The following is a 22,775-nucleotide window of genomic DNA, read 5'->3' on the forward strand; positions in this document are numbered from 1 at the left end:
GGTTCGTCGAAGAAAATGCAGCAAAATCAAAAACCTAGAGAGCTTCGCGATTGCAATGCGATCGTGAAGCGCTCTAGGGTCGTCCTCTCAGCCAAGATCGGGGCGCGCGAGCCCATCGGCCGCACGGGGGAGGACAGAGGCGATGACCCGCGACGGGGGCCCGGCGCCCGGGGAGGTGCCGGAGGATGCCTATTGGCGGCGCAACCTCGCGGTCTGCGTGTTCGGCTCGTTCACCACCCTCGTGGCGATGACGCTGCTGCTGCCCTTCCTTCCGCTCTACGTCGAGGAACTCGGGGTCAAGGACCAGGCGGCCATCGTGCAGTGGTCCGGCGTCGCCTTCGGGGCGACCTTCTTCAGCGCCGCCCTGGTGGCGCCGCTCTGGGGACGGCTGGCCGACCTCTACGGCCGCAAGCTGATGCTGATCCGCGCGAGCCTCGGCATGGCGGTGGCGATGTCGCTGATCGGGCTCGCCGGCGACGTCTGGCAGCTCGTCGGCCTGCGGCTGCTCGCGGGGCTGCTCGGCGGCTACGCCTCGGGCTCGACGGTGCTGGTGGCGACGCAGACCCCGAAGGACCGCTCGGCCTGGGCGCTCGGCATGCTCGGCTCCGGCATCATGGCGGGCAACCTCGTCGGACCGCTGGTCGGCGGGGTGCTGCCGCCGCTAATCGGCATCCGGGCGACGTTCTTCGCCGCCGGCGGGGTGATCTTCCTGGCCTTCCTGGCGACGCTTCTCCTGATCCGCGAGGCGCCGCGCCCGCCGCGGGCCGCGCGGGCATCGGCGGGCTTTGCCGCCATCCCCGACAAGCGCCCGGCGCTCGCCATGCTGGCGACCGGGATGCTCCTGATGCTGGCGGTGATGTCGATCGAGCCGATCATCACGGTCTACGTCGCCGAACTGACGCCGGACCCGGCCCGGGTCACCCTGGTCGCCGGGCTCGCCATGTCGGCGACCGCGCTCGGGAGCATCCTGTCGGCGCCGCGGCTCGGGCGGCTCGCCGACCGGATCGGCCCCTGGACGGTCATCACCGGCAGCCTCACGGTCTGCGCCCTGCTGCTCGTGCCCCAGGCCCTGGTGACGCGCGACTGGCAGCTCGTCGCCCTGCGCTTCCTGATGGGGCTGGCGCTCGGCGGGCTCCTGCCCTGCATCGCCAGCGTGATCCGGCACTCGGTGCCCGACCGGGTCGCCGGGACGGTCCTGGGCTACTCGACCTCGTCGCAATATGTCGGGCAGGTGGTCGGACCGCTGCTCGGCGGCTTCATCGGCGGGCATGTCGGCATGCGGGCGGTCTTCCTCGGCACCGCCGTGCTGATGGCTTTGGGCGCCGCCGGCACCGCGCTCGCCCGGCCCAAGGGAGTGAAGCAGTGACCGACGACGGCCTGGTGCGGCGCAGCCTCGCGACCGGCGACCCCTCCGGCGGCCATCTCGCCGCGCTCGCGTTCGGACCGGCGGATCGCCCGCCGGACGCGATCCTGCTCCACGCCAACGGCTTCAACGCCCGCACCTATCGCAGCCTCGTCGCGCCGCTCGCCGACCGGTCCATCCTGGCCTACGACCAGCGCGGCCACGGCCGCTCGACCCTGCCGGCCGAGCCCGCCGGGCGGACCGATTGGTGGGACGTCACGCGCGACCTGATCGCCGTGCTGGACCGGCTAGAGACCGGCCCGCTCGTGCTGATCGGCCATTCGATGGGCGGCACCGCCTCCCTGCTCGCCGCCGCCGAGCGGCCCGACCGGGTGCGCCGCCTCGTCCTGCTCGATCCGGTGATCCAGGCGCCCGAGCGGCGTGGCGAGGGCCACCACGGCCTCGCCGAGGGCGCGCTCCGGCGGCGCGGCGACTTCCCGTCCCGCGAGGCGGCGCTCGCGGCCTATCGCGGCCGGGGCGCCTTCCGTACCTGGCCGGAGGAGCCGCTCGCCGATTACGTCGCGGACGGTTTTCGCGAGGTCCCGGGCGGGGTGACGCTCGCCTGCACCGGTGCCTGGGAGGCCTCGAGCTACCTGGCGCAGGGCCACGACCCCTGGGCCGCCCTCGCCCGCCTGTCCTGCCCGGCGGAGATCCTGCGCGCCGAGAGCGGCAGCACCTGCGCCCTGGCGGACAGCCCCCGTCCGGGGATCACGATCGAGACAGTGCCGGGCACGACCCACTTCCTGCCCTTCGAGGCGCCCGAGCGGGTGCGGGCGGCGATCCGGCGGGCGCTGGCCTGAGGGCGCGTCGCCCGTCGGACGACGGTGACGCGCTGAAGCCGAACACCCCTCGACCGGGCTTCTGAAACGACGACGGCGCCGGCCCCTCCCGGGGACCGGCGCCGTCGCGTCATCGTCCGCGGCGGATCAGAGCGGCCGCTTCAGCATCCGGGCGATGAGGCCGAGGATGCCTTCGCGGAACACCAGCACGCAGACCACGAACACCACGCCCTGGATGATCGTCACCCAGGCGCCGAACTGCGCCAGGTAGTTCTCCATCGCGATGATCACGAAGGACCCGAGGATCGGGCCGAACACCGTGCCCATGCCGCCGACGAGCGTCATCAGCACCACCTCGCCCGACATCGACCAGTGCACGTCGGTGAGCGAGGCGAGCTGGAACACGATCGCCTTGGTCGAGCCGGCGAGCCCCGCGAGCGTCGTCGAGAGCACGAAGACGGCCAGCTTGTACTGGTTGGCGCGGTAGCCGAGCGAGATGGCGCGGGGCTCGTTGTCGCGGATCGCCTTCAGCACCTGGCCGAACGGCGAGTGGATGATGCGGTAGATCAGTAGGAGGCCGAGGAAGAAGATCGCGGCGACGAGGCCGTACAGCACCCGGTCGTCGGCGAGGCTGATGACGCCGAACAGGTGGCCGCGCGGTACCGCCTGGATGCCGTCCTCGCCGCCGGTGAACTTCGCCTGGAGCGAGAAGAAGAACACCATCTGGGCGAGCGCCAGGGTGATCATCGAGAAGTAGATGCCCTGGCGCCGGATGGCGAGCGCGCCGAAGACGAGGCCGAGCAAGGCGGCCACGACGGTGCCGCCGAGGATCGCGAGTTCCGGGGTCAGGCCCCAGTACTTGGCGGTGTAGGCGGTGACGTAGCTCGCCATGCCGAAATAGGCGGCGTGGCCGAAGGACAGGAGGCCGCCGTAGCCGAGCAGTAGGTTGAAGGCCAGCGCGAACAGCGCGAAGCACAACACCTTCATCAGGAAGACGGGATACAGGACGAAGGGCAGCACCGCGAGCAGGACCGCGATGATGACGAAGACGAGGCGGTGGAACGCCTTGGCATCCCGGCCCTCGGGCAGGGTGGTGGCGATCGGGGAGGCGTCGGTGGACGCCGCGGCGGAGGACATCGTGCGCGTTCCTTCAGGCGTGGCGGGTCAGGCGGTGCGGCCGAACAGGCCGGCGGGCTTCACCAGCAGCACCAGCACCATGATGACGAAGATCACCGTCGAGGAGGCTTCCGGGTAGAACACCTTGGTCAGGCCCTCGACCAGCCCGAGGCTGAAGCCGGTGATGATCGAGCCGAGGATCGACCCCATGCCGCCGATCACCACGACCGCGAACACCACGATGATGATGTCGGCGCCCATGTTCGGGTTCACCGAGTAGACGGGCGCGGCGAGCACGCCCGCGAAGGCGGCGAGCGCGACGCCGAAGCCGTAGGTCAGCGTCAGCAGCAGGGGCACGTTGACGCCGAAGGCCTGGACCAGGGTCGGGTTCTCGGTGGCTGCGCGCAGGTAGGCGCCGAGCTTGGTCTTCTCGATCACGAGCCAGGTGGCGATGCAGACCACGAGCGAGGCGACGACGACCCAGCCGCGGTAGTTCGGCAGGAACATGAAGGGCAGGCGCTGGCCGCCCGACAGCTCGGACGGAATCGCGTAGGGCAGGCCCGACACGCCGTACTCGTTGCGGAACAGGCCCTGGATGATCAGCGCGAGGCCGAAGGTCAGCAGCAGGCCGTAGAGGTGATCGAGCTTGTAGAGGCGCGAGATCAGCAGCCGCTCGAGGATCACCCCGAACAGGCCGACGATGATCGGCGCGAGCAGCAGCGCCCACCAGTAGCCGAGGCCGGCGTAATTCAGCAGCATCCAGGCGACGAAGGCGCCCATCATGTACTGCGCGCCGTGGGTGAAGTTGATGATGTTCAACAGCCCGAAGATGATCGCCAGCCCGAGCGACAGGATGGCGTAGAACGAGCCGTTGATGAGGCCGAGCAGGAGCTGGCCGAAGAGCGCCTGCATGGGGACGCCGAGGATCGTGGGCATGGGGTCTGGCGACTCGCGTGGGGACCGGGCCTGGTGCGGAAAGGGCCGGCGGCGCCGCGAGGCGCCGCCGGAAGGAGCGTCAGCTCTTGTTCACCAGCGGGCAGTTGCCCTGGTTGAGCGGGCGGAAGGCCTCGTTGCCGGGAATGGTCGCCAGGGTCTTGTAGAGGTCCCAGGGGCCCTTCGACTCGGCCGGCTTCTTCACCTCGAACAGGTACATGTCGTGGATGGTACGGCCGTCGGGGCGGATGGTGCCCTTGCCGAAGAGCGGATCGTCGGTCGGGATCTCCTTCATCTTGGCGACGACCTTGGACCCGTCGGAGGCCGACTTCACCGCCTCGACCGCCTTCAGGTAGTGCAGCACGCTGGCATAGACGCCGGCCTGCACGGCGGTCGGCTTCTTGCCGCCGGCGAGCTTGGCGAAGCGGTCCGAGAAGGCGCGGGTGCCGTCGTTGAGGTCCCAGTAGAACGGCTCGGTCAGCACCAGTCCCTGCGCCACCTTCGGGGTCAGCGCGTGGATGTCGGAGGAGAAGATCAGCAGGCCGGCGATGGCCTGGCCGCCCTCGGTGATGCCGAACTCGGCCGCCTGCTTGATGGCGTTGATGGTGTCGCCGCCGGCATTGGCGAGCCCGATCACCTTGGCGCCGGAGCCCTGCGCCTGGAGCAGGAAGGACGAGAAGTCGGCGGTCGGGAACGGGGTCTTGACCGCGCCGATCACCTTGCCGCCGTTCTTGTTCACCACCTCGGTGGTGTCGCGCTGCAGCGCCTGGCCGAAGGCGTAGTCGGCGGTGAGGAAGAACCAGGTGGTGCCGCCGCGCTTGACCATCGCGCCGCCGGTACCGTTGGCCAGCGCCACCGTGTCGTAGGTCCAGTGTACGGTGTTGGGCGAGCATTGCGGCCCGGTGAGGTCGGCGGTGCCGGCGCCCGAATTGACGAAAGCCTTGTTCTTCTCGCGGGTGACCTGGTTGATGGCGAGCGCCACCGAGGAGGTCGGCACGTCGAAGATCGCGTCGACGCCGTCCCGGTCGTACCATTGCCGGGCGATCGAGGCGCCGACATCGGGCTTGTTCTGGTGGTCGGCGGCGACGATCTCGACCTTCAGGCCCTTCTCGGCGGCCTTGAAGTCCTCGACCGCCATCCGGGCGGCGGCGACCGAGCCCTCGCCCGAGATGTCGGCATAGACGCCCGAGCGGTCGTTCAGCACGCCGATCTTCACCGGCGTCTGCGCGAGCGCCGGTGTCATGGCGGCGGCGCAGAGGGCGCTGGCGAGCAACAACCGTTTCAGCATCGTTCTTCCTCCCTGTGGATGCCGCCCGCACGCGGCAGCGTTTCGCTCGTGGTGTCGGCGGGCTCGGGGCGCTCGCGACGGCGCCGTGCCCGCTTCTCGTCTGGGTCGGCGAGGCCCGTCAGGGCCTCGTCCCGTCCGCCCGCGCGGCCTTGACGACCAGCGGGCATCCGCCCTGGTCGAGGGGCCGGAAGGCCTCCGCGCCCGGGATGGTCGCCAGCGTCCGGTAGAGGTCCCACTCGCCCTTCGACTCGGCGGGCTTCTTGACCTCGAACAGGTACATGTCGTGGATCTTGCGGCCGTCGGCCCGGATCGTACCCTTGCCGAAGAGCGGATCGTCGGTCGGGATCTCCTTCATCTTGGCGACGACATTGGATCCGTCGGCGGCCGAGCCCAGGGCCTCGACCGCCTTCAGGTAGTGCAGCACACCGGCATAGACCCCGGCCTGGGCCGCCGTCGGCTTCCTGCCGCCGGCGAACCTCGCGAAGCGGTCCGAGAAGGCGCGGGTGCCGTCGTTGAGGTCCCAGTAGAACGGCTCGGTCAGCACCAGCCCCTGCGCCACCTTCGGGGTCAGCGCGTGGATGTCGGAGGAGAAGATCAGGAGGCCGGCGAGCGCCTGACCGCCCTCGGCCAGCCGCAGCCGCGCCGCCTCGCGCACCGCCCCGATCGTGTCGCCGCCGGCATTGGCGAGCCCGATCACCTTGGCGCCGGACCCTTGAGCCTGCCGGAGCGCCGGCGCGAAGTCGAAGGCCGGGAACGGGGTCTTGACCGCGCCGAGCACCCGGCCGCCGCGGCGCTCGATCAGCGCCGTGGTGTCCCGCTGCACCGCCTCGCCGAAGGCGTAGTCGGCGGTGACGAAGAACCAGGTGTCGCCGCCGCGCCTGACCATGGCCCCGCCGGTGCCGTTCGCCAGCGCCACGGTGTCGAAGGTCCAGTGCACGGTGTTGGGCGAGCATTGCGGCCCGGTGAGGTCCGCGGTGCCGGCACCCGAATCGACGAAGACCTTGTTGGCCTCGCGGGCGACCTCGTGCACCGCCAGCGCGACCGAGGAGGTCGGCACGTCGAAGATCGCGTCCACCCCCTCGCGGGCGTACCAGGCCCGGGCGAGCCCGGCGCCGATCGCCGGCTTGTTCTGGTGGTCGCCGGACAGGACCTCGACGGCGAGGCCGTGTCCCTGCGGGCGGAAATCCTCCACGGCCATGCGGGCGGCGACGACCGAGCCCTCGCCCGAGATGTCGGCATAGACGCCCGAGCGGTCGTTCAGCACGCCGATCTTCACCGGCACGCCCCGCGCCGGGCTCGCCGCAAGCGCTGCCACGCCCAGGCCGAGGCCGAAGGCGGGCCCCGCCAGCAGGGCCGTGAGGAGGACCCGGGTCCGCATCAGACCCCGAGATAGGTGTGGAGCTTGTCGATGTTGGCGTCGAGCTCGGCGTTCGGGATCATGTCGATGACCCGCCCCTGCTCGACGACGAAGTGCCGGTCGGCCACGGTCTGGGCGAAGCGGAAGTTCTGCTCCACCAGGATGATCGTGTAGCCCTCGGACTTCAGCCGGGCGATGGTCCGGCCGATCTGCTGGACGATGACCGGGGCGAGGCCCTCGGTCGGCTCGTCGAGCAGGATCAGCTTGGCGCCGGTGCGCAGGATGCGGCCGATGGCGAGCATCTGCTGCTCGCCGCCCGAGAGCTTGGTGCCCTGGCTGCCCGAACGCTCCTTGAGGTTCGGGAACAGGGTGTAGATCTGCTCGACCGTCATGCCCCCGGGCTTCACCCGCGGCGGCAGCATCAGGTTCTCGTAGACCGACAGGCTCGAGAAGATGCCGCGCTCCTCCGGCACGTAGCCGAGGCCGAGCTTGGCGATGTTGCGCGAGGCCATGGCAATGGTCTCGGTGCCGTCGTAGCGGATCGAGCCCTTGCGCTTGCCGAGGATCCCGATGATGGCCCGCAGCGTCGTGGTCTTGCCGGCGCCGTTGCGGCCGAGCAGCGTCACCACCTCGCCGGGCTTCACGTCGAAGGTGATGCCGTGGAGAACGTGGCTCTCGCCGTACCAGCCCTCAAGGCCCTGCACGGAGAGGAGAGGGGCGGTGCCCGCGGCGGCCGCCGGGACCGGCTTCGTCATCACCGCCTCACCCATGACCGGCTCCGATATAGGCCTCGACCACGCGGGGATCCTTCGACACGGTGGCGTAGTCGCCCTCCGCCAGCACCTGGCCGCGCGCCAGCACGGTGATGCGGTCGGACAGCGAGGCGACGACCGACAGGTTGTGCTCGACCATCAGGATGGTGCGGTTCTTCGAGACGCGGCGGATCAGCGCCGCGGTCCGGTCGACGTCCTCGTGGCCCATGCCGGCCATCGGCTCGTCGAGGAGCAGCATCTCGGGCTCCAGCGCCAGCGTGGTGGCGATCTCGAGGGCGCGCTTGCGGCCGTAGGAGAGCTCCACCGCCGGGATGTCGGCGAATTCCGACAGGCCGACCGCCTCGACCAGCTGCAGGGCCTCCTGGTTGAGGGCGCGCAGCACCGTCTCGGAGCGCCAGAAGTCGAACGAGTCGCCGCGCTTGCGCCGCTGGAGCGCGATGCGGACGTTCTCCTTGACGGTGAGGTGGGGGAAGACCGCCGAGATCTGGAACGAGCGCACCAGGCCGAGCCGGGCCACGTCCGCGGGCTTCATGCCGGTGATGTCGCGGCCGTTGTACCGGATCGAGCCGGCCGACGGCGTCAGGAACTTCGTCAGCAGGTTGAAGCAGGTCGTCTTGCCGGCGCCGTTCGGGCCGATCAGCGCGTGGATCGTCCCGCGCTTGACCTCGAGCGTCACGCCGTTGACGGCGCGAAACCCCTTGAACTCCTTGGTCAGGCCCTCGGTCGACAGGACGATGTCCTGCCCCCTGGCGCCCGCCTCAGCGTGGGTTAACGGTTGGGCCATGTCGGCGCGTCACCCCTGCGTTTCCTCGCTCGCGCTTATGCGCGTATCGCATAGCGAAACAGCATGCCGCCGAATGAGTGTCAACGGGGCGGGACCGGCCTGCCGCAGGGGGATTCGGGCCCGTCAGAGCTTATTCACCGCTCGCTTCGGCTCCAGCAGCGCCCGGGCGGCGCGGGTCAGGGGCCGCTCGATCATGCGGTGCAGCACGATCGCCGCGAGGCCGGCGAGGGCCAGCATGGCGACCGCCACCGGGCCCGGCCCGAGGCGGGCGGCGAGCCCGGTCGCCTCGACGACGACCCGGACCCCGCGCACCACGAACGGATGCGCGAGGTAGAGCGCGTAGGAAGCATCCCCGAGGAGGATCGCGGGGCGCAGGAGGTGCGCCCGACGCGGATCGGCCGGCCCTGAGGGCCCGAGGGCGGCGGCCGCGACGAGGAGGACGGCCGGCCCGCCCCAGGCGAGGCAGCGGGGTAGGGAGGGACCCTCTCCGGCGAGCGACAGCAGCGCGAGGCCGGCGCCCGCCAGGGCGAGGCGCGGGAGAGCCTGAAGGCGCAGGCCCTCCTGGCGTGCGAGCGCCAGCCCGGCGCCGCAGGCGAATTCGAGGACGATCGGGTCGCTCCAGAACGCCAGCGGCACCGGCAGCGCCGCGCCGCCCCGCGCCGCGAGGGTCCCGACGAGCGCGAAGCCGGCGAAGATCGCCGCCACGCCGGCGACGGCGGGGCGCCGGCCCCACGGCAGCACGAGGGCGAAGACTACGTAGAACGCCATCTCGTAGTTCAGCGTCCAGCCGAGCGAGTAGAGCGGCTGCACCGTCCCGTCGGCCCGCGCCGTCGGCCAGAACAGGTAGGAGGCCGCGAGGTAGCCCGTGCCCTCGCCGCCGGCCCCGAGGAGGCCTGGGCGCAGCCAGGAGAGAGCGAGGTAGAGCGTGGTGGCGAGCCAGTAGAGCGGCACCACCCGGGCGATCCGGTGGGCGAGGAAGACCCGTCCGGCCCCCGGCCGGCCGTGCAGCGGGGCGGCTGCGTGCACGATGATGAACCCCGAGATGACGAAGAACACGTCGACGCCCGCCGGCCAGGGCAGCCAGGCGGCCGGCGCGAAGGGCAGGCCCGCCCGGGCGGCGAGGCCCGCGACCTCGAACTGCGCATGGCCGGCGGCGACCATCACGGCGGCCAGCGCCCGCAGGACCTGGATCAGCGGCAGGGACGTGGGACGGGCCTGGGACATCGCTCACCGGACACGGGTCCCCGGCCGGGACCCGGGCGCGGTCTTATCGGAGCCGGGGCGGGTTCGGCCAGGGCCGCCGAGCGGTGGATGCATGACGCCGGAGCGGGAACAATGCCGCCCCAACGTCGTTGTCCAGCCCGAAAGCGTCCTGTCAAGCCAACCACTGGCCGCGACCGAGCACATGCTTCGATGTCCGGCGGCTTCGGCACGATACGCTCAAGAACAGACTACCAGGAGTTGACCGATGAAGAAGCTCGTTGCCCTGACCGGCCTTGCCGTTGCTCTCGCCACCCCCGCCTTCGCGCAGCAGGTCGGCAACTTCAACGAGTTCCGCTCGATGGCGCTGATGTCGAATGCCTTCGAGGTGAAGTCGAGCCAGATCGCCCTCGACAAGTCGCGCAACCCGCGGATCCGCGAGTACGCCCGTGAGATGATCCGCGACCACCGCGCCGCCAACGTGGCGCTGCTCGGCGGCCGTGAGAACGTCGCCGACGGCGTCGGCTCCGGCATCGGCGGCCTGATCGAGGCGCCCTTCGCCATCGCGGGCGGCGCTGTCGGCGCGGCCACGGGCGCGGCGGCCGGCGTCGTCGGCGGCACGCTCCAGGGCGGCCCGGTCGGCGGCCTCGAGGGTCTCGGCAGCGGCGCGGCCCGTGGCGCCCGGATGGGTGCGAACGCGGTCGACCTCGACGGCGACGTGACCACCACTGCCGCCACCCGCGCCGTTCCGCTGAGCCCGCAGCAGCAGGCGATGCTCGCCGAGCTCGCCGACACCCCGGCCGGCCCGGCCTTCGACCGGACCTACGCCCGCATGCAGGTCCAGGCGCACGGGATGACCGTGTCGAGCTACCAGGCCTACGCCCAGTCGGGCCCGAACCCGGCGCTGCGCAACTACGTCCAGCAGGCCCTGCCGGTGATGCAGCAGCACCTGGCGATGGCCCAGCGCCTCCCGGGCGCCCGCTGAGCGCCCGACGCAGGTCTGAGGTAACGGAGCGGCGGGCCGAGAGGCCCGCCGTTTCCGCGTGCGGGGATCGTTGGGAGCAGATCGGCTCTCACCACAGGAGCGGGTGGCGGTACACCTCCACCAGGTCGCCCTCCGCGACCCCGGTCACCACCTCGGGCAGTTCGGCAAGCCCGTCGCTGCCGGTGAGCGAGGAGAGGAGCCCGGCACCGTCGCGGGGAAACTTCACCGCCTCGACGGTCCCATCCGGGCCGCGGCGCAGGGAGACGCGGACATATTCCCGGCGCCCGGCCTTCTTGGCGTACCGGAAGGCGGCGCGGACGGGCTCGCTCGGCGGGGCGTCGAGGATCGCGCCGCCGAGGCGGGCCAGCAGCGGACGGACGACGAAGAGCAGCGTGACGTAGACCGCGACCGGATTGCCCGGCAGGCCGACGAAGGCGGTGTCGCCGATGAGCCCCATCGCGACCGGCCGGCCGGGCTTGATCGCGAGGCGCCAGAACACCAGCCGGCCGACCGCCTCGACCGCCGCCTTGACGTGGTCCTCCTCGCCGGTCGAGACGCCGCCCGAGGTCACGATCAGGTCGTGGCCGGCGGCGGCCTCGTTCAGCCGCCCGGGCAGGGCCGCGGGGTCGTCGCGCAGGATGCCGAGATCCGCGACCTCGGCGCCGAGGCGGCGCAGGAGCGCCACCAGGAGGATCCGGTTCGAATCATGGATCGCGCCCGGCGGCAGCGGCGCCCCGGGCTCGGCGAGTTCGTCGCCGGTCGAGAACACCGCGATCCGCAGGCGCCGGCGCACCGCGAGGCTCGCATGGCCGGTGGCGGCGGCGATTGCGAGGTCGGGCGGGGTCAGCCGGCGGCCGGCCGGGATCACGACGCTGCCGCGGGCGACGTCCTCGCCGGAGAGCCGCCGGTTGGCGCCGGCCTTCAGGCCGGCCGGCAGCGCCACCGTCTCGCCGTCGCGCCGCACGTCCTCCTGCATGAAGACGGTGTCGGCGCCCGGCGGCATCGGCGCGCCGGTGAAGATCCGCACCGCCGCCCCCGTCGGCACGGCCGCCTCCGGCGCCGCCCCGGCGGGCAGGCGCCCGCGCACCGGCAGCACCGTCTCGGCGTCGCGTGCCAGGTCGGCGAAGCGCACGGCGTAGCCGTCGACCGCGGAATTGTCGAAGGGCGGCAGGTCGCGACCCGCCACCACGTCCGCGGCGGCGATGCGTCCATCGGCCTCGGCGAGGGGCACCGTCTCGGTGCCGGCCAGGACCGGCACCCGCTCGGCGATCAGGGACGCGGCCGCCTCGACGGAGAGGAGCGGCCCCCCGAAGGCGAAGCAGTCGTCGGTCAGCTGCGCCATGATCCCCGCTCTCCCGCTTCTCCGCCCTCCCGGGATTCCAGCCGCGCCAGCACCGCCACGAGGGGCTCGGCCCGTGCCATGACGATATCGGCGACCGCCTCCACCGCGTCGAGGGGCACGATCGGCGGGGTTGCGCCCGGAAAGGGGTGGTCGCTCGCCACCGCGACGATGCGGGGATCCTCGGGATGGAGCGGCGGCCGGCCGTTGGCGTGGCGGTAGACTTCGAGCTTGGGATGGGCCTCGCGCTTGAAGCCCTCGATCACGACGAGGTCGCAGGGGTCGAGCCGGCGCAGCAGGTCGGGCAGGCGCGCCTCCTCCTCGACCTCGCGGATCTGGACGGTGCGGCGGCTCGACGAGACGATCACCTCGCAGGCCCCGGCCTCGCGGTGGCGGAAGGAGTCCTTGCCGGGCTGGTCGACGTCGAAGGCGTGGTGGGCGTGCTTGACCGTCGCGACCCGCAGGCCCCGGGCCCGCAGCACCGGGATCAGCCGGACCAGCAGCGTGGTCTTGCCGGCGCCGCTCCAGCCGGCGAGGCCGATGACCCTCATCGTCACGCGTCCGGCCGGATGAAGCCGAGGCCGGCGAGGTCGGCAGCCAGCGCCGGATCGTCGAGCAGGGCGAGGAACGCCGCGAGCGCCGGCTCGTCCCGCCGGGCCGCCCGGTAGGCGAAGTCGTAATGCTCCTCGGTCAGCGGCAGGAAGCCGAGGCCGTAATCGCGCGCCACCGGGGCGATGGCGACGCCCCAATCGGCCCGGCCCTGCGCCACCGCGGCGGCGACCGCGTTGTGCGAGCGCGGCTGGTTCCAGTAGCCGGCGGGCCGGGCGCCGTTCAGCAGGCCCTCGACCAGAGCGCGCGTGCCGGCGCCCGTGTTGCGGTTGACCATCACGGCGTCGTCGTCGGCGAGGAGCCGCGTCACCGCCGCCTCGGCCGGAGCCTCGGCGAAGCGCGGATCGCCGGCGCGGAAGACCACCCCTTGCAGGCGGCGCCAGCCCGGGGCGAGGGCGAGGCCCTCGGTGAGGTAGGGGGCGTTGTAACGCCCCGTCTCGGGATCGAGGAGGTGCATGGCGGCGAGGTCGCACTCGCCCCGGCGCAGGGCGCCGAGCCCGCCGGCCGAGCCGACCCACAGGGTGCGGGCCGAGACGCCGCGGCCTGCGAGATGCCCGACCAGCCGGTCGAGGCCGAGGCAGTGGCTGCCGACGATTGTCAGGTCCGGCGAGCGGGCCGCCCGGCCGATCCGGGACACCGCGACGGTCTCGCCGGCCTCGAGCCCGGGCCGGCCCGCCGGCACCGCGAAGAACCCGTCGGCCTGCGAGAACGCCGTCACGGCGCCCGAGCCCTTGGCGAGCGGCAGGGCGACGAGGCCGTCGGCGCCGCGGGAGAGGGCCGCCATCACGTATTCGGTGCGGCCGAGCTCCGAGGACAGGCGCTGCGGCAGGTGCGCCGCCACGGTCTCCTCCTCGCGGGCGGGCAGCCCGGCGAGCGCGCGGATCAGCGGCACCACGAATTCGTGGAAAGTGAACATCGCCGAGGTCGGGAAGCCCGGCAGCACCACCACCGGCACGGTGCCGGCGAGCGCCAGGCAGAGCGGCTTGCCGGGTTTCAGCGCCACGCCGTGGACCAGGATGCCGGGTTCGCCCAATCGCGACAGGATGCGGTGCGAGACGTCGCCCGCGCCCTTCGAGGTGCCGCCGGACAGGACCACGAGGTCGGCCGAGGCCAGGGCCTGCGCGAGCGCGGCTTCGAGCGCCGCCTCGTCGTCCGGCACGATGCCGCCCGGCAGCGCGACGCCGCCGTTCTCGGTCACGCTCGCCGCCACGATGGCGCCGTTCGAATCGTAGAGCTGCGCCGGGCCGAGGGGCGAGCCCGGTCCCACCAGCTCGTCGCCGGTGGAGAGCACCGCCACGCGGGGCCGGCGCACCACCGGGACCGCGGCGAGGCCGCAGGCGGCCAGCATCCCGATCTCGCGCGCCGTGACCAGCGCGCCGCGGCGCAAGACCGTCTCGCCCCGCGCCATGTCGGCGCCGGCGTAGCCCACGAAGCGGCCCGGCCCGGCGGCCTGCGCCAGCGCGATCGCCGGGGCGGGACCCTCCTCGAACTCCGTCGCCTCGACCATCACCACCGCGTCGGCGCCCCGGGGCAGCACGCCGCCGGTGGCGATCGGGGTGGCGGTGCCGGGGCCGACGGTCAGGGCCGGGGCGACGCCGCAGGCCAGGATCTCGCGGTTGAGGAGGAGGCGGCAGGGCTCGGCCTCGCTCGCCCCCTCGGTGTCGGCGGCACGCACCGCGAAGCCGTCGACGAGGGCGCGGTCGAAGGGCGGCACGTCGATCGGCGAGGCGATGTCGGCAGCGAGCACCCGGCCGAGCGCCTCGGCGAGCGGCACGGTCTCGGCCGGCAGGGGGGCGTGCGGCACGGACCCGCGCCAGCGCGCCATCGCCTCGTCCCGGCTCACCACCGCCAGGAACTGCTCCTGGCGCGAGGCCGTGGCGAGGCGGATGGAGAAGTCGTCGGCGGGGGAAGCGGTCACAGCGGCAGAACCTCGACGGGGGTCCCTGCGGGATACCCCTCATGGGCCGGCGGCACCAGCAGGGCGGCGTCGGCCCGCGCCAGGCGGTGGAGCGGGGTCTCCGCCCCGCCGACCGGCTCCGCGCCGGAGGCGACCCGGCGCAGGAAGACCACGTCGGTGATGCCGATGACGGAGGAGACCTTGCGGGTCAGGGGCAGGACCAGGGGCGGGAGGGCGGCGGGTTCGGGCGCGGCGCCGGCCAGCGCCGCGACGAGCGGCCGACCGAGGACGAGCCAGGCGGCGAGCGCCGCATCCGGCCGGCCCGGCAGCAGCAGCACCGGCCGGCCGGCCGCCTCGCCGAAGCCCGCGCTCTCGCCGGGCCGCAGGGCGATGCCGTGGGCATCGAGCCGCCCGGCCTGCGCCAGGGCGTCGGCGCTCGCGTCGCACCGGCCCGGCCCGGTGCCGCCGACGACCAGCACGGCGTCGGCCCCGGGGGCGAGGAGCGCGGCGGCGAGATCCCGCCCGTCCGCCGGCCTGCCCTCGATGACGGCCGCGCCGCCGGCAGCGGCGATCCAGGCGCGGAGCAGCGGCGACAGCGCGTCGGGCGCACCCTCCGGGGCGGCGGCGAGGATCCTCAACGATGGGCGGCGCACGTCGAGCCCGGTGCACCCGGCCGCCGCGAGCGCGAGGCACTGGAGCGGGGTCACCCATTCGCCCGCGGCGACGAGACGCGCGCCCGCGGGCAATTCGGCGCCCGGGGCACGCGTGCCCTCGCCGGACGCGACCTCGGCCTCGATCCAGCGCGGGTCGTCGCCGATCGCGTCAGGCGCCAGCAGGGCGTCGGTGCCGGTAGGCAGCGGGGCGCCGGCCTCGACCCAGGCAGGGGCGCGGGCCACCAGGACGGGGGCGTACGGCGAGGCGCCGACGACCTCCGCCGCCTCCACCGCCCAGCCGTCCCGCAGGGCCGTGCGCCGCGCCGGCAGGCCGGCTCCGATCGCGACATCCCGGGCCGCCACGGCGCCGACCGCCTCGGCGAGTTCCACGCCGGCGGGGGTGACCGGGCGTGCGAGGCGAGCGAGCAGCTCCACCGCCTCGGCGACGGGCATCAGCGCGGTCGTGGGCGCCCGCGGCCTCACCGGCGGGCGCCCGGATGGTGGGGGGCGGCCATGCGCCTGTCCTCGAATCCGGTGCGGAGGGGAGCCGATGCGGCAAGCGCCCGCCGGGATCAAGGTTTCGGCGCCGGGGCGGGCGATCGGCGGAGAAAATGTCGCGGTGGGGATCCGCGGTGGCCGGATCGTCGGTGGCTGCGAGTCCTGCGCCGCTCGCGCGATGACGGCCCGCGGCGATAAAAGGGAACATCCGCCTCCTCTCCCGCCCGCGGGGAGACAAGAGACCCTGACTCCATCTCGTCCCGACCGTCGCTCCGGCCTGCCTCGAACGGCACGAGGATACGATCATGCCGGTGACCACCGTCGATCTCCCGCCCGGTCCGTCCGCCGACGCCGCCCGCGTCGCGCGGCACCTGCGGCGCCTCGAGGCGCTGGAGGCCCGGCATCGCCTGCGCCGGCGCGTCGTCCGGGCGGTGCGGGGCGGGCTCGGCGGGGGCGGCGCCTTCCTGGTGCTGGCGAAGGCCAAGCTCGTCGGCTCGCTCGCCGGCAAGCTCGTCGTCGCGGCCATCGTCGGGATCGGCTTCGCCTGGCCGCTCGCCACCTTCGTCGCCGTGACGATCGCGGTGGTGATCGCAGCCCTGTTCGACGGCGGATCGCTCGACCTCGATTGCTGCGACTGCCTCGGGCCCAACGCGCGCCGCGCCCGGCTGCGGGCGCTGATCGCGGAGCGGCGGACCTGGCTCGCCGCGCCGGGCGGCCCGGCGCCCCGCATCCGCCCGCAGCGGAGGCCGGCGCGGGCGTGAGGGCCGGGAGGCCCGCGAGAGCCCTACGACGTCTGCGCCCCGCAGGCAGCCGCCAGGACATCGATCTCGCTCACCGCCTCCATCGGCTTGGCGATCTTGATGGCCCGGGTCGGCTCGCCGGCGCGCATCAGCAGGATCACCGTCTCGGTGTCGGGGCAGCCGGGATCGGCGCAGGCGATCTCGTTGACCGAGAGCGCGTCCTCCTCGGCGAGCGCCAGGATCCGGCGGGTGCGCTCCGCCAGATCCTTGCGCGCGGCGGCCTGCGCGCTCGCTCGGGCGCGCAGGGCCTTGAGGCTCGGGAACATCAGGCCATGCCCGGCGTCCAGGCCGGGAACGGATCCGGCAGGGTCCGGTCGGCCGCGACCGGCCCGTCCTCCCCGCCGACGAGGCAGGCGTCGAGGGCCCGGCGGATCGCCGCCTCGTCGAGGCCGGCACCGATGAAGACGAGTTCCTGGCGCCGGTCGCCCCAGGTGTCGCTCCAGTGCCGCTCCAGTTCGGAGCGCCATTCGGGATGCTCGGGCCAGCGGGCGCGCGGCACCGCGGCCCACCAGCGGCCGAGGGGCGTCACCCGGGCGGTCGAGCCGGCGAGCGAGAACTCGCCGACCCAGTCCGGCCGGGTCGCGAGCCAGAAATGGCCCTTGGCGCGGATCAGCCCCGGCCAGGTTTCCTTGGTGAAGACGTCGAACCGCGCCGGGTGGAACGGGCGGCGGGCGCGGTAGACGAAGGAGCCGATGCCGTATTCCTCGGTCTCCGGAACGTGCTCGGCGGCGCCGTACAGCTCCTTGTACCAGAGCGGATGGGTCTGGGCCTTCTCCTCGCTGAACAGCCCGGTCTCCAGCACGATGGCGAGGGGCACCTGCCCGAACGCCGCCTCGACGATGCGGGCGTCGCCGTTGAGGCCGCGCACCACCTTGCGCACGAGGTCGCGCTGCTCGGCGCTCACGTCGTCGGCCTTGTTGATCACGATGACGTCGGCGAACTCGATCTGCTCGACCAGGAGGTCGACCAGGGTGCGGGTGTCCTCCTCGCCCGCGGTCTCGCCGCGGTCGCGCAGGAAGTCGTGCGAGCCGTAGTCGCGCAGGAGATTCACGGCGTCGACCACCGTCACCATCGTGTCGAGGCGGGCGACGTCGCACAACGCCAGGCCGTCCTCGTCGCGGAACGAGAAGGTGCTGGCGACCGGCAGCGGCTCGGCGATGCCGGTCCCCTCGATCAGCAGCGCGTCGAACCGGCCCTCCTCGGCGAGGCGGCGCACCTCCTGCATCAGGTCGTCGCGCAGGGTGCAGCAGATGCAGCCGTTGGTCATCTCGACCAGGCGCTCGTCGGTGCGCGACAGGCCGGCATCGCCGGCCCGCACGAGGTCGGCGTCGATGTTCACCTCGCTCATGTCGTTGACGATGACGGCGACGCGGCGGCCCTCGCGGTTGGCGAGCACGTGGTTGAGCAGGGTGGTCTTGCCCGCCCCGAGGAAGCCGGACAGCACCGTGACGGGCAGGCGGGAATCCGGGGCCGGGACCGGGGCATCGGGCGATCGGACAGGGGACACGACGTCGGGCATGGGCACCTCCTGTTTCGTAACAATATAACATTGCTTTCCCTGTCAAGGCGTCCGGCCCGTGGCACCGCGGCCCATTCCAGCCCGGGAAGGCGCGGCGTAGAGCCGGGGCGCCACCGCAAGGAAAATCCCGCGCCGCATGCGTCCCCTCCGCCTCGCCCTCCTCGCCCTCGCGGTCGCGCTGCCCGCGGCGTCCCGCGCCGAGATGCCGATGCGCGGGCATGGCGGCCCGGTGCGGGCGCTCGCGGTGACGCCGGACGGGGCACGGGCGCTCACCGGCAGCTTCGACCAGTCGGCGATCCTGTGGTCGCTCGACGACGGCACGGCCCTGCGCGTCCTGCGCTTCCACGAGGGGGCGGTGAACGCGGTGGCGTGGCTGGCCGACGGCGGGATGCTCACCGGCGCCGAGGACGGCCGCGTCGCCCTGTGGCGCGCCGGGCCCGAGCCGGAGCGGATCCTGACCCGCCATGCCGGTCCGGTGACGGGGCTGGCGGTGTCGCCGGACGGGCGGAGCGTCGCCTCCTCGGCCTGGGACGGCACCGCCCGGGTGACGCCGCTCGACGGCGGGCCGGTGCTGGTCCGGGAGCATGGCGGCAACGTCAACGCGGTGGCGTTCCTGCCCGACGGCTGCCTCGTCACCGGCGGCTACGACGCGACGGTGCGGATCTGGCCGGAGGCCGGGGAGGCCCGGGTCATCGCGCTGCCTGCGCCCGTCAACGCGCTCGCCGCCGCGCCGGACGGGGTGATCGCGGCGGCCGGCGCCGACGGGGCGGTCCACCTGCTCGCGCCCGGGGGCGGGATCCGGGGAAAGGTCGCGGTCGGCCCCCGCCCGGTGGTGGCTCTGGCGCTCTCGCCCGACGGGAAGCGGCTCGCCGCCGCGACGGTGGGCGGGGCGGTGGCGGTGATCGACCGGGAGGCGGCGCGGGTGCGCCTCACCCTGGTCGGGCCGGGCCTGCCGGTCTGGTCGCTGGCCTTCCGGGGCGACGACGAGCTCGTCACCGGCGGCGGCGACCGGCTGGTGCGGCGTTGGGACCTCGCCACCGGCGAGCCGATCGGGCCGCTCGCCATGCCGCGCCCGGCCGACGGGCTCGCGGCCTTCGCGGGCGACCGCGGCGCGGAGGTCTTCCGCGCCTGCGAGGCCTGCCACGCCCTGACGCCGGACGGCGGCAACCGCGCCGGGCCGACGCTCCACGGGGTGTTCGGCCGCCGCATCGCGACGGCGCCGGGCTACGCCTACTCGCCGGCCTTCCGGCAGCTCGACATCGTCTGGACCGCCGACACCATCGCGCGGCTGTTCGAGATCGGCCCCGCCCGGTTCACCCCCGGCACCAAGATGCCCGAGCAGGTCGTGCAGGACGCCGAGGACCGCGCCGCCCTGGTGCGGTTCCTGGAGAAGGCGACGCGGTGAGGCTCAGCCCTGCCGCGCCCGGATGTAGTCCTCCGAGGTCCGCGGCCGGTTCTCCTCCGCGGCATGGGGGTCGAAGCCCTCGGTGAGGACGTGCGAGACCCGGCAGGTGTCGCACATCATCAGCGCCTTGATCCGCTGCTCGCCGGCCGGGCCGGCGAACATCCAGTGGCGGTCGCGCAGGCGGCCGACGATCCGCTCGACCGTGCTGCGGGTGCCGAAGGCCTTGCCGCACGCGATGCACTCGAACGGCTCCTCCTCCTTCAGCACCCGGCGGGGCACCGCCCAGGCGGTAAAGTCGAGCTGCGGCACGAGGCCGATCACGTCCTCCGGGCAGGTCGCCGCGCACAGGCCGCACTGCACGCAGGCGCTCTCGGCAAAGGTCAGGCGCGGCCGGTCGGGATCGTCGGCGAGCGCGCCGGTCGGGCAGGCGCCGACGCAGGCGTGGCAGAGCGTGCAGGCCGCGGTGTCGAAGGACAGGCCGCCGAAGGGCGCGCCGGCATCGAGCGCCACCCGGTCGACGGGATGCGGCGCGGCATGGTGCAGCTCCGAGACCGCGAAGCGCAGGACGCCGCGCACGTCGCCGTCCGGCATGAAGCCCGACGGGACCGGGGCGGGGGTGCCGCGGGGCCCGGTCGCCAGGGCCTCGCCGAGCGCGTCGGGATCGTCGGTCTCGATCAGCGAGACCACGGCGCCGCCGGCCGGCGCGCCGTAGCCGAGAGCCTGCACGATCGTCTCGAGCCGGGCGGCGTTGCGCAGGAGCGGGGCGACGTCGTGCTTGGGCCGGGCGCGAACGAGGAACCGCACCGCGCCGGCGCCGTACGCAAAGGCCGCGGCCACGAGCTCTGGTCCGACCTGCGTCACTTCGTTGAGCGGGAACGGCAGCACGTCCGCCGGCAGCCCGTCGCCGAAGCGCGCGAGGGCGTCGATGAGCGGCGCGCCGTGCGCGTCGTCGTGGATCAGCAGCACCGGCGCGGTACCGCCGGCCTTGCGGAACGCGGCGAGCAGGGTGCGCAGGCGGCGCATCTGCGCGTCGGCCGGCGGCAGGGCGTAGGCGGCGGCCCCCGTCGGGCAGACCGAGGCGCAGGAGCCGCAGCCGGCGCAGACATGGGGATCGATCGCGACGTGGTCGCCGGCCGGCGCGATGGCGCCGGTCGGGCAGACGTCGAGGCAGCGGGTGCAGCCGGTGATGCGCGAGCGCGAATGGGCGCAGAGGTCGGCGTGAAAGTCGATGAAGCGCGGCTTGTCGAAGGTGCCGACGAGGTGGGAGGCCTCGAACAGCACCCGCTCCACGGCGGCCGGGTCGCGGGGATCGGCCCGGAGGTAGCCGCTGCGCACGTCGTGCGCCGGGAAGAGCGGCGTGCCGCCGGTGAGGTCGACGACGATGTCGCAGGTCGAGGTCGCCCCGTCCCGGGACGGCCCGAAGGCGAGCGCCCGGCGCGAGGAGGGCAGGGGCAGGGCGGTGTCGTCGACCGTGAGGGTGAAGGCGCCGAGATGGCCCTTGGCGGCGCGCACCGTGCCCTTCAGGACCGGGATCTCGCCGCTCGCCGGCACCGCGACCTCGCCGGGCCGCGAGAGCAGCACCGTCACGTCGAGATGGTCGGCGAGACGCCGCCCGGCCTCGATCGCCGCCTCGTCGCGGCCGTAGACCAGGGCGACGCCCTGGCTCTCGAAGCTCACGTTCGCGGGGGCCGGCATCGCCTCCGCGGCGGCGGCCAGCAAGGCGGCCATCTTGGGCCCGGCGGCGGGCCCTTGCGCCGACCACCCGGCCGTCTCGCGGATGTTGGCGAAGGCGACGCGGTCCTCCGCGCCCAGTTCCTCGGCCACCTCGCGAAAGAGCGGCGCCTTGAGGGTGCAGGACACGGTGACGGGAATGCCCGAGGCCAGGGCGGCCCGCACCCGCGGGAGTTCGCGGCCGCAGAACTGGTCGCCCGTCTCCAGCCTGCCCCCGCAGCCCTTGCCGATCGCCGCCGCATCGAGGGGCATGCTGCCCTCGCAGGAACAGGCGATCACGATCCGATCCGACACCGCGCGCGTCTCCGACCGGGCGCGGTCCCCGGCCTCGCCGGAGGCCGGGGCGCCTCGCGCCCCCTGGGGCGTCATGCCCCTTGTTCAGTGGTCCAGCCCTATATAGGAGCCGTTAAAAAGAACGATCCGACACGTGCGCGCAGGCCGCTCATCTCCCTCATGACCCTCGCGGATTCCCCCGGGCTGCTGCTGCCCCCCGCCTTCCGGGCCGTGCGCCTGCCGCCGGCCGCGCGCGAGACGGCGCACGAGCGGGCCTGCGCCCTCGCGGCCGCCGACGCGGAGGCCGCCGGTACCCTGGTGGTCGGCGCCCGGCCCGATCTCGTCGACGTCGCCGTGGTGCTGGCGCCGGAGGAGCCGCTCGCGGTCGCCCGCCTCGCCGGGCTCGTCGGCCTGACGGCGCTGGCCGAGACGGTCGGCAGCCACGGGCCGCCCGACAAGCCGGTGACGGTCGATGCGGCCGGGGCCCTGTTCTTCGACCGCGCCCGCCTCGGCGGCGGACGGCTCGCCTGGCCGGATTCCTGCGGCGAGGACGCGGTACCCGATTGGCTGGTGTTCTCCTGCATGCTGATCGCCTCGAAGCGCGAGGCGGGCGATCCCGGCCACACGCCGGATTCGACCTCGCTGGAGGAGGAGGGGTTCGCGACCACGGGCGTCGCCCTCGTCGAGAGCTTCGCCCGCCACCTCCTGCGCGGCCTCGCGCTCTGGGCCGAGGACGGGGCCGCCGGTGCCCGGGCCCGCGCCCGCGGGTTCCTCGGGACGGAGGCGGGCCCGCCCGCCCTCGACGGGGCCGGCTGGTTCGACCCGGCCCGGGGAGGACCGCGCCTGTGAGTCTCAAGCTTCCCCGGACCCTTCGCCTCGACCCCTCCGACACCCTGGTCTTTCCCGTGGCCGCCCCTCCCGGCGAGTGGGCGGTGAGCGGCAGCTTCCTGTTCCTCGACGAGGATCCGGCCCTGCTCGCCGGCAAGGCGCGGGCGGCGTTCCGGGCCGGTTTCGTCGGCATCGACTCGTTCGGCTTCTCGACCCTGGTGGTGGTGAGCCAGGCGAGCGAGGCCGAGCGCGAGGCCGCCACCGAGGCCCTGGCGACGCAGTTCCAGGCCCGCCTCGGCGCCCCGGACCGCGCGAGCGCGCTCGCGGCCGCCCGGGACGAGATCGGGATCGCCGAATCGCTCTGCGGCCCGCCGGTCGGCACGGTGCTGGCGCTGCACCGGACCCTGGAGGACGGCGAGATCCGCGAGCGCTTCCGCGCGTTGCGCCCCCGGGAGGGCGCCGTCCCCGGCACCGACCGGCGCCACGCCTATGCCCGCGCCTTCGACTTCTACGAAACCGACGACGAGCCGGAGGAGCGGGTCGACCTCGCGGGGTTGCTGGCCGGCAAGCCGGACGGCGATCCGCGATGACGGTTTCCTCGCTTCA

General features: G+C 73.7%; 21 protein-coding genes. 7 read left to right on the forward strand and 14 right to left on the reverse strand.

The features are described from left to right. Positions 1 to 142 precede the first annotated feature (142 nt). Both BMX97_RS33545 and BMX97_RS33550 read left to right on the forward strand, forming a co-directional pair. Positions 143 to 1,366 carry an MFS transporter gene (locus tag BMX97_RS33545; RefSeq protein WP_244538313.1) on the forward strand — a complete coding sequence of 408 codons (1,224 nt, stop codon included), beginning with the start codon at positions 143 to 145 and terminating at the stop codon, positions 1,364 to 1,366. Next, positions 1,363 to 2,202: an alpha/beta fold hydrolase gene (locus BMX97_RS33550; RefSeq protein WP_244538314.1), complete on the forward strand. Its 840-nt coding sequence runs from the start codon at positions 1,363 to 1,365 to the stop codon at positions 2,200 to 2,202. The genes BMX97_RS33545 and BMX97_RS33550 overlap by 4 nt, the downstream gene beginning before the upstream one ends. 126 nt (positions 2,203 to 2,328) lie before the next feature. On the opposite strand, the gene BMX97_RS06980 is transcribed toward BMX97_RS33550, so the two are convergent. From BMX97_RS06980 to BMX97_RS07010, 7 genes are all read right to left on the reverse strand, one after another. Next, complete coding sequence (locus BMX97_RS06980; protein WP_091747247.1) at positions 2,329 to 3,318, reverse strand: branched-chain amino acid ABC transporter permease; 990 nt, start codon at positions 3,316 to 3,318, stop codon at positions 2,329 to 2,331. Positions 3,319 to 3,345: 27 nt separating this feature from the next. Then, complete coding sequence (locus BMX97_RS06985; RefSeq protein WP_048426114.1) at positions 3,346 to 4,233, reverse strand: branched-chain amino acid ABC transporter permease; 888 nt, start codon at positions 4,231 to 4,233, stop codon at positions 3,346 to 3,348. A 79-nt stretch (positions 4,234 to 4,312) separates the two neighbouring features. After that, positions 4,313 to 5,518 carry an ABC transporter substrate-binding protein gene (locus BMX97_RS06990; RefSeq protein ID WP_091747250.1) on the reverse strand — a complete coding sequence of 402 codons (1,206 nt, stop codon included), beginning with the start codon at positions 5,516 to 5,518 and terminating at the stop codon, positions 4,313 to 4,315. Between the two features lie 118 nt (positions 5,519 to 5,636). Beyond that, positions 5,637 to 6,896, reverse strand: coding sequence for an ABC transporter substrate-binding protein (locus tag BMX97_RS06995; protein ID WP_091747253.1), 1,260 nt, complete (start codon positions 6,894 to 6,896; stop codon positions 5,637 to 5,639). Next, complete coding sequence (locus tag BMX97_RS07000) at positions 6,896 to 7,645, reverse strand: ABC transporter ATP-binding protein (protein ID WP_091747256.1); 750 nt, start codon at positions 7,643 to 7,645, stop codon at positions 6,896 to 6,898. Before BMX97_RS07000 ends, BMX97_RS06995 begins: the two co-directional genes overlap by 1 nt. Beyond that, entirely contained in the window at positions 7,638 to 8,432 is a 795-nt protein-coding gene (locus tag BMX97_RS07005; protein WP_091747259.1) for an ABC transporter ATP-binding protein, read from the reverse strand. The genes BMX97_RS07000 and BMX97_RS07005 overlap by 8 nt, the downstream gene beginning before the upstream one ends. 123 nt (positions 8,433 to 8,555) lie before the next feature. Then, complete coding sequence (locus BMX97_RS07010; RefSeq protein WP_244538315.1) at positions 8,556 to 9,656, reverse strand: acyltransferase family protein; 1,101 nt, start codon at positions 9,654 to 9,656, stop codon at positions 8,556 to 8,558. Between the two features lie 244 nt (positions 9,657 to 9,900). Between BMX97_RS07010 and BMX97_RS07015 the strand changes: the two genes are divergently transcribed. After that, a complete protein-coding gene (locus BMX97_RS07015; RefSeq protein ID WP_091747262.1) occupies positions 9,901 to 10,617 on the forward strand; it encodes a DUF4142 domain-containing protein in 717 nt (238 codons plus the stop codon). 88 nt (positions 10,618 to 10,705) lie between these two features. On the opposite strand, the gene glp is transcribed toward BMX97_RS07015, so the two are convergent. The 4 genes from glp to BMX97_RS07035 are packed head-to-tail and all read right to left on the reverse strand — an operon-like array spanning position 10,706 to position 15,568. Then, positions 10,706 to 11,959, reverse strand: coding sequence for a molybdopterin molybdotransferase MoeA (gene glp / locus BMX97_RS07020; RefSeq protein WP_091747265.1), 1,254 nt, complete (start codon positions 11,957 to 11,959; stop codon positions 10,706 to 10,708). Next, positions 11,947 to 12,507 carry a molybdopterin-guanine dinucleotide biosynthesis protein B gene (gene mobB / locus BMX97_RS07025; protein ID WP_091747268.1) on the reverse strand — a complete coding sequence of 187 codons (561 nt, stop codon included), beginning with the start codon at positions 12,505 to 12,507 and terminating at the stop codon, positions 11,947 to 11,949. Before mobB ends, glp begins: the two co-directional genes overlap by 13 nt. A gap of 2 nt (positions 12,508 to 12,509) precedes the next feature. Continuing rightward, positions 12,510 to 14,483: a molybdopterin biosynthesis protein gene (locus BMX97_RS07030; protein ID WP_091747271.1), complete on the reverse strand. Its 1,974-nt coding sequence runs from the start codon at positions 14,481 to 14,483 to the stop codon at positions 12,510 to 12,512. Continuing rightward, on the reverse strand, positions 14,480 to 15,568 hold the full coding sequence (locus tag BMX97_RS07035) for a molybdopterin-binding protein (protein ID WP_177202140.1): 1,089 nt from the start codon (positions 15,566 to 15,568) through the stop codon (positions 14,480 to 14,482). Before BMX97_RS07035 ends, BMX97_RS07030 begins: the two co-directional genes overlap by 4 nt. A gap of 350 nt (positions 15,569 to 15,918) precedes the next feature. Between BMX97_RS07035 and BMX97_RS07040 the strand changes: the two genes are divergently transcribed. Further along, positions 15,919 to 16,374 (forward strand): hypothetical protein, encoded by a 456-nt coding sequence (locus tag BMX97_RS07040; RefSeq protein WP_091747277.1) that lies wholly within the window; start codon positions 15,919 to 15,921, stop codon positions 16,372 to 16,374. Positions 16,375 to 16,397: 23 nt separating this feature from the next. On the opposite strand, the gene BMX97_RS07045 is transcribed toward BMX97_RS07040, so the two are convergent. Both BMX97_RS07045 and zigA read right to left on the reverse strand, forming a co-directional pair. Continuing rightward, the gene (locus BMX97_RS07045; RefSeq protein ID WP_091747943.1) at positions 16,398 to 16,682 is read right to left on the reverse strand and encodes a hypothetical protein; all 285 of its coding nucleotides are present in this window, start codon (positions 16,680 to 16,682) and stop codon (positions 16,398 to 16,400) included. Further along, a complete protein-coding gene (gene zigA / locus BMX97_RS07050) occupies positions 16,679 to 17,932 on the reverse strand; it encodes a zinc metallochaperone GTPase ZigA (protein WP_091747280.1) in 1,254 nt (417 codons plus the stop codon). Before zigA ends, BMX97_RS07045 begins: the two co-directional genes overlap by 4 nt. A 136-nt stretch (positions 17,933 to 18,068) precedes the next feature. On the opposite strand from zigA, the gene BMX97_RS07055 reads away from it, so the two are divergent. Next, complete coding sequence (locus tag BMX97_RS07055) at positions 18,069 to 19,337, forward strand: c-type cytochrome (RefSeq protein WP_091747283.1); 1,269 nt, start codon at positions 18,069 to 18,071, stop codon at positions 19,335 to 19,337. Between the two features lie 3 nt (positions 19,338 to 19,340). Here BMX97_RS07055 and BMX97_RS07060 read toward each other — a convergent pair whose 3' ends face one another. Further along, positions 19,341 to 21,320, reverse strand: a complete 1,980-nt coding sequence (locus BMX97_RS07060; RefSeq protein ID WP_177202154.1) for a 4Fe-4S binding protein — start codon at positions 21,318 to 21,320, stop codon at positions 19,341 to 19,343. A 201-nt stretch (positions 21,321 to 21,521) separates the two neighbouring features. Between BMX97_RS07060 and BMX97_RS07065 the strand changes: the two genes are divergently transcribed. Further along, on the forward strand, positions 21,522 to 22,190 hold the full coding sequence (locus tag BMX97_RS07065; RefSeq protein ID WP_091747286.1) for a biotin/lipoate--protein ligase family protein: 669 nt from the start codon (positions 21,522 to 21,524) through the stop codon (positions 22,188 to 22,190). Then, positions 22,187 to 22,759, forward strand: a complete 573-nt coding sequence (locus BMX97_RS07070; protein WP_091747289.1) for a DUF6505 family protein — start codon at positions 22,187 to 22,189, stop codon at positions 22,757 to 22,759. The genes BMX97_RS07065 and BMX97_RS07070 overlap by 4 nt, the downstream gene beginning before the upstream one ends. The last annotated feature ends 16 nt before the right edge of the window (positions 22,760 to 22,775 follow it).

Source organism: Methylobacterium sp. ap11, assembly GCF_900110515.1.
GTDB classification, from domain to species: domain Bacteria; phylum Pseudomonadota; class Alphaproteobacteria; order Rhizobiales; family Beijerinckiaceae; genus Methylobacterium; species Methylobacterium ajmalii.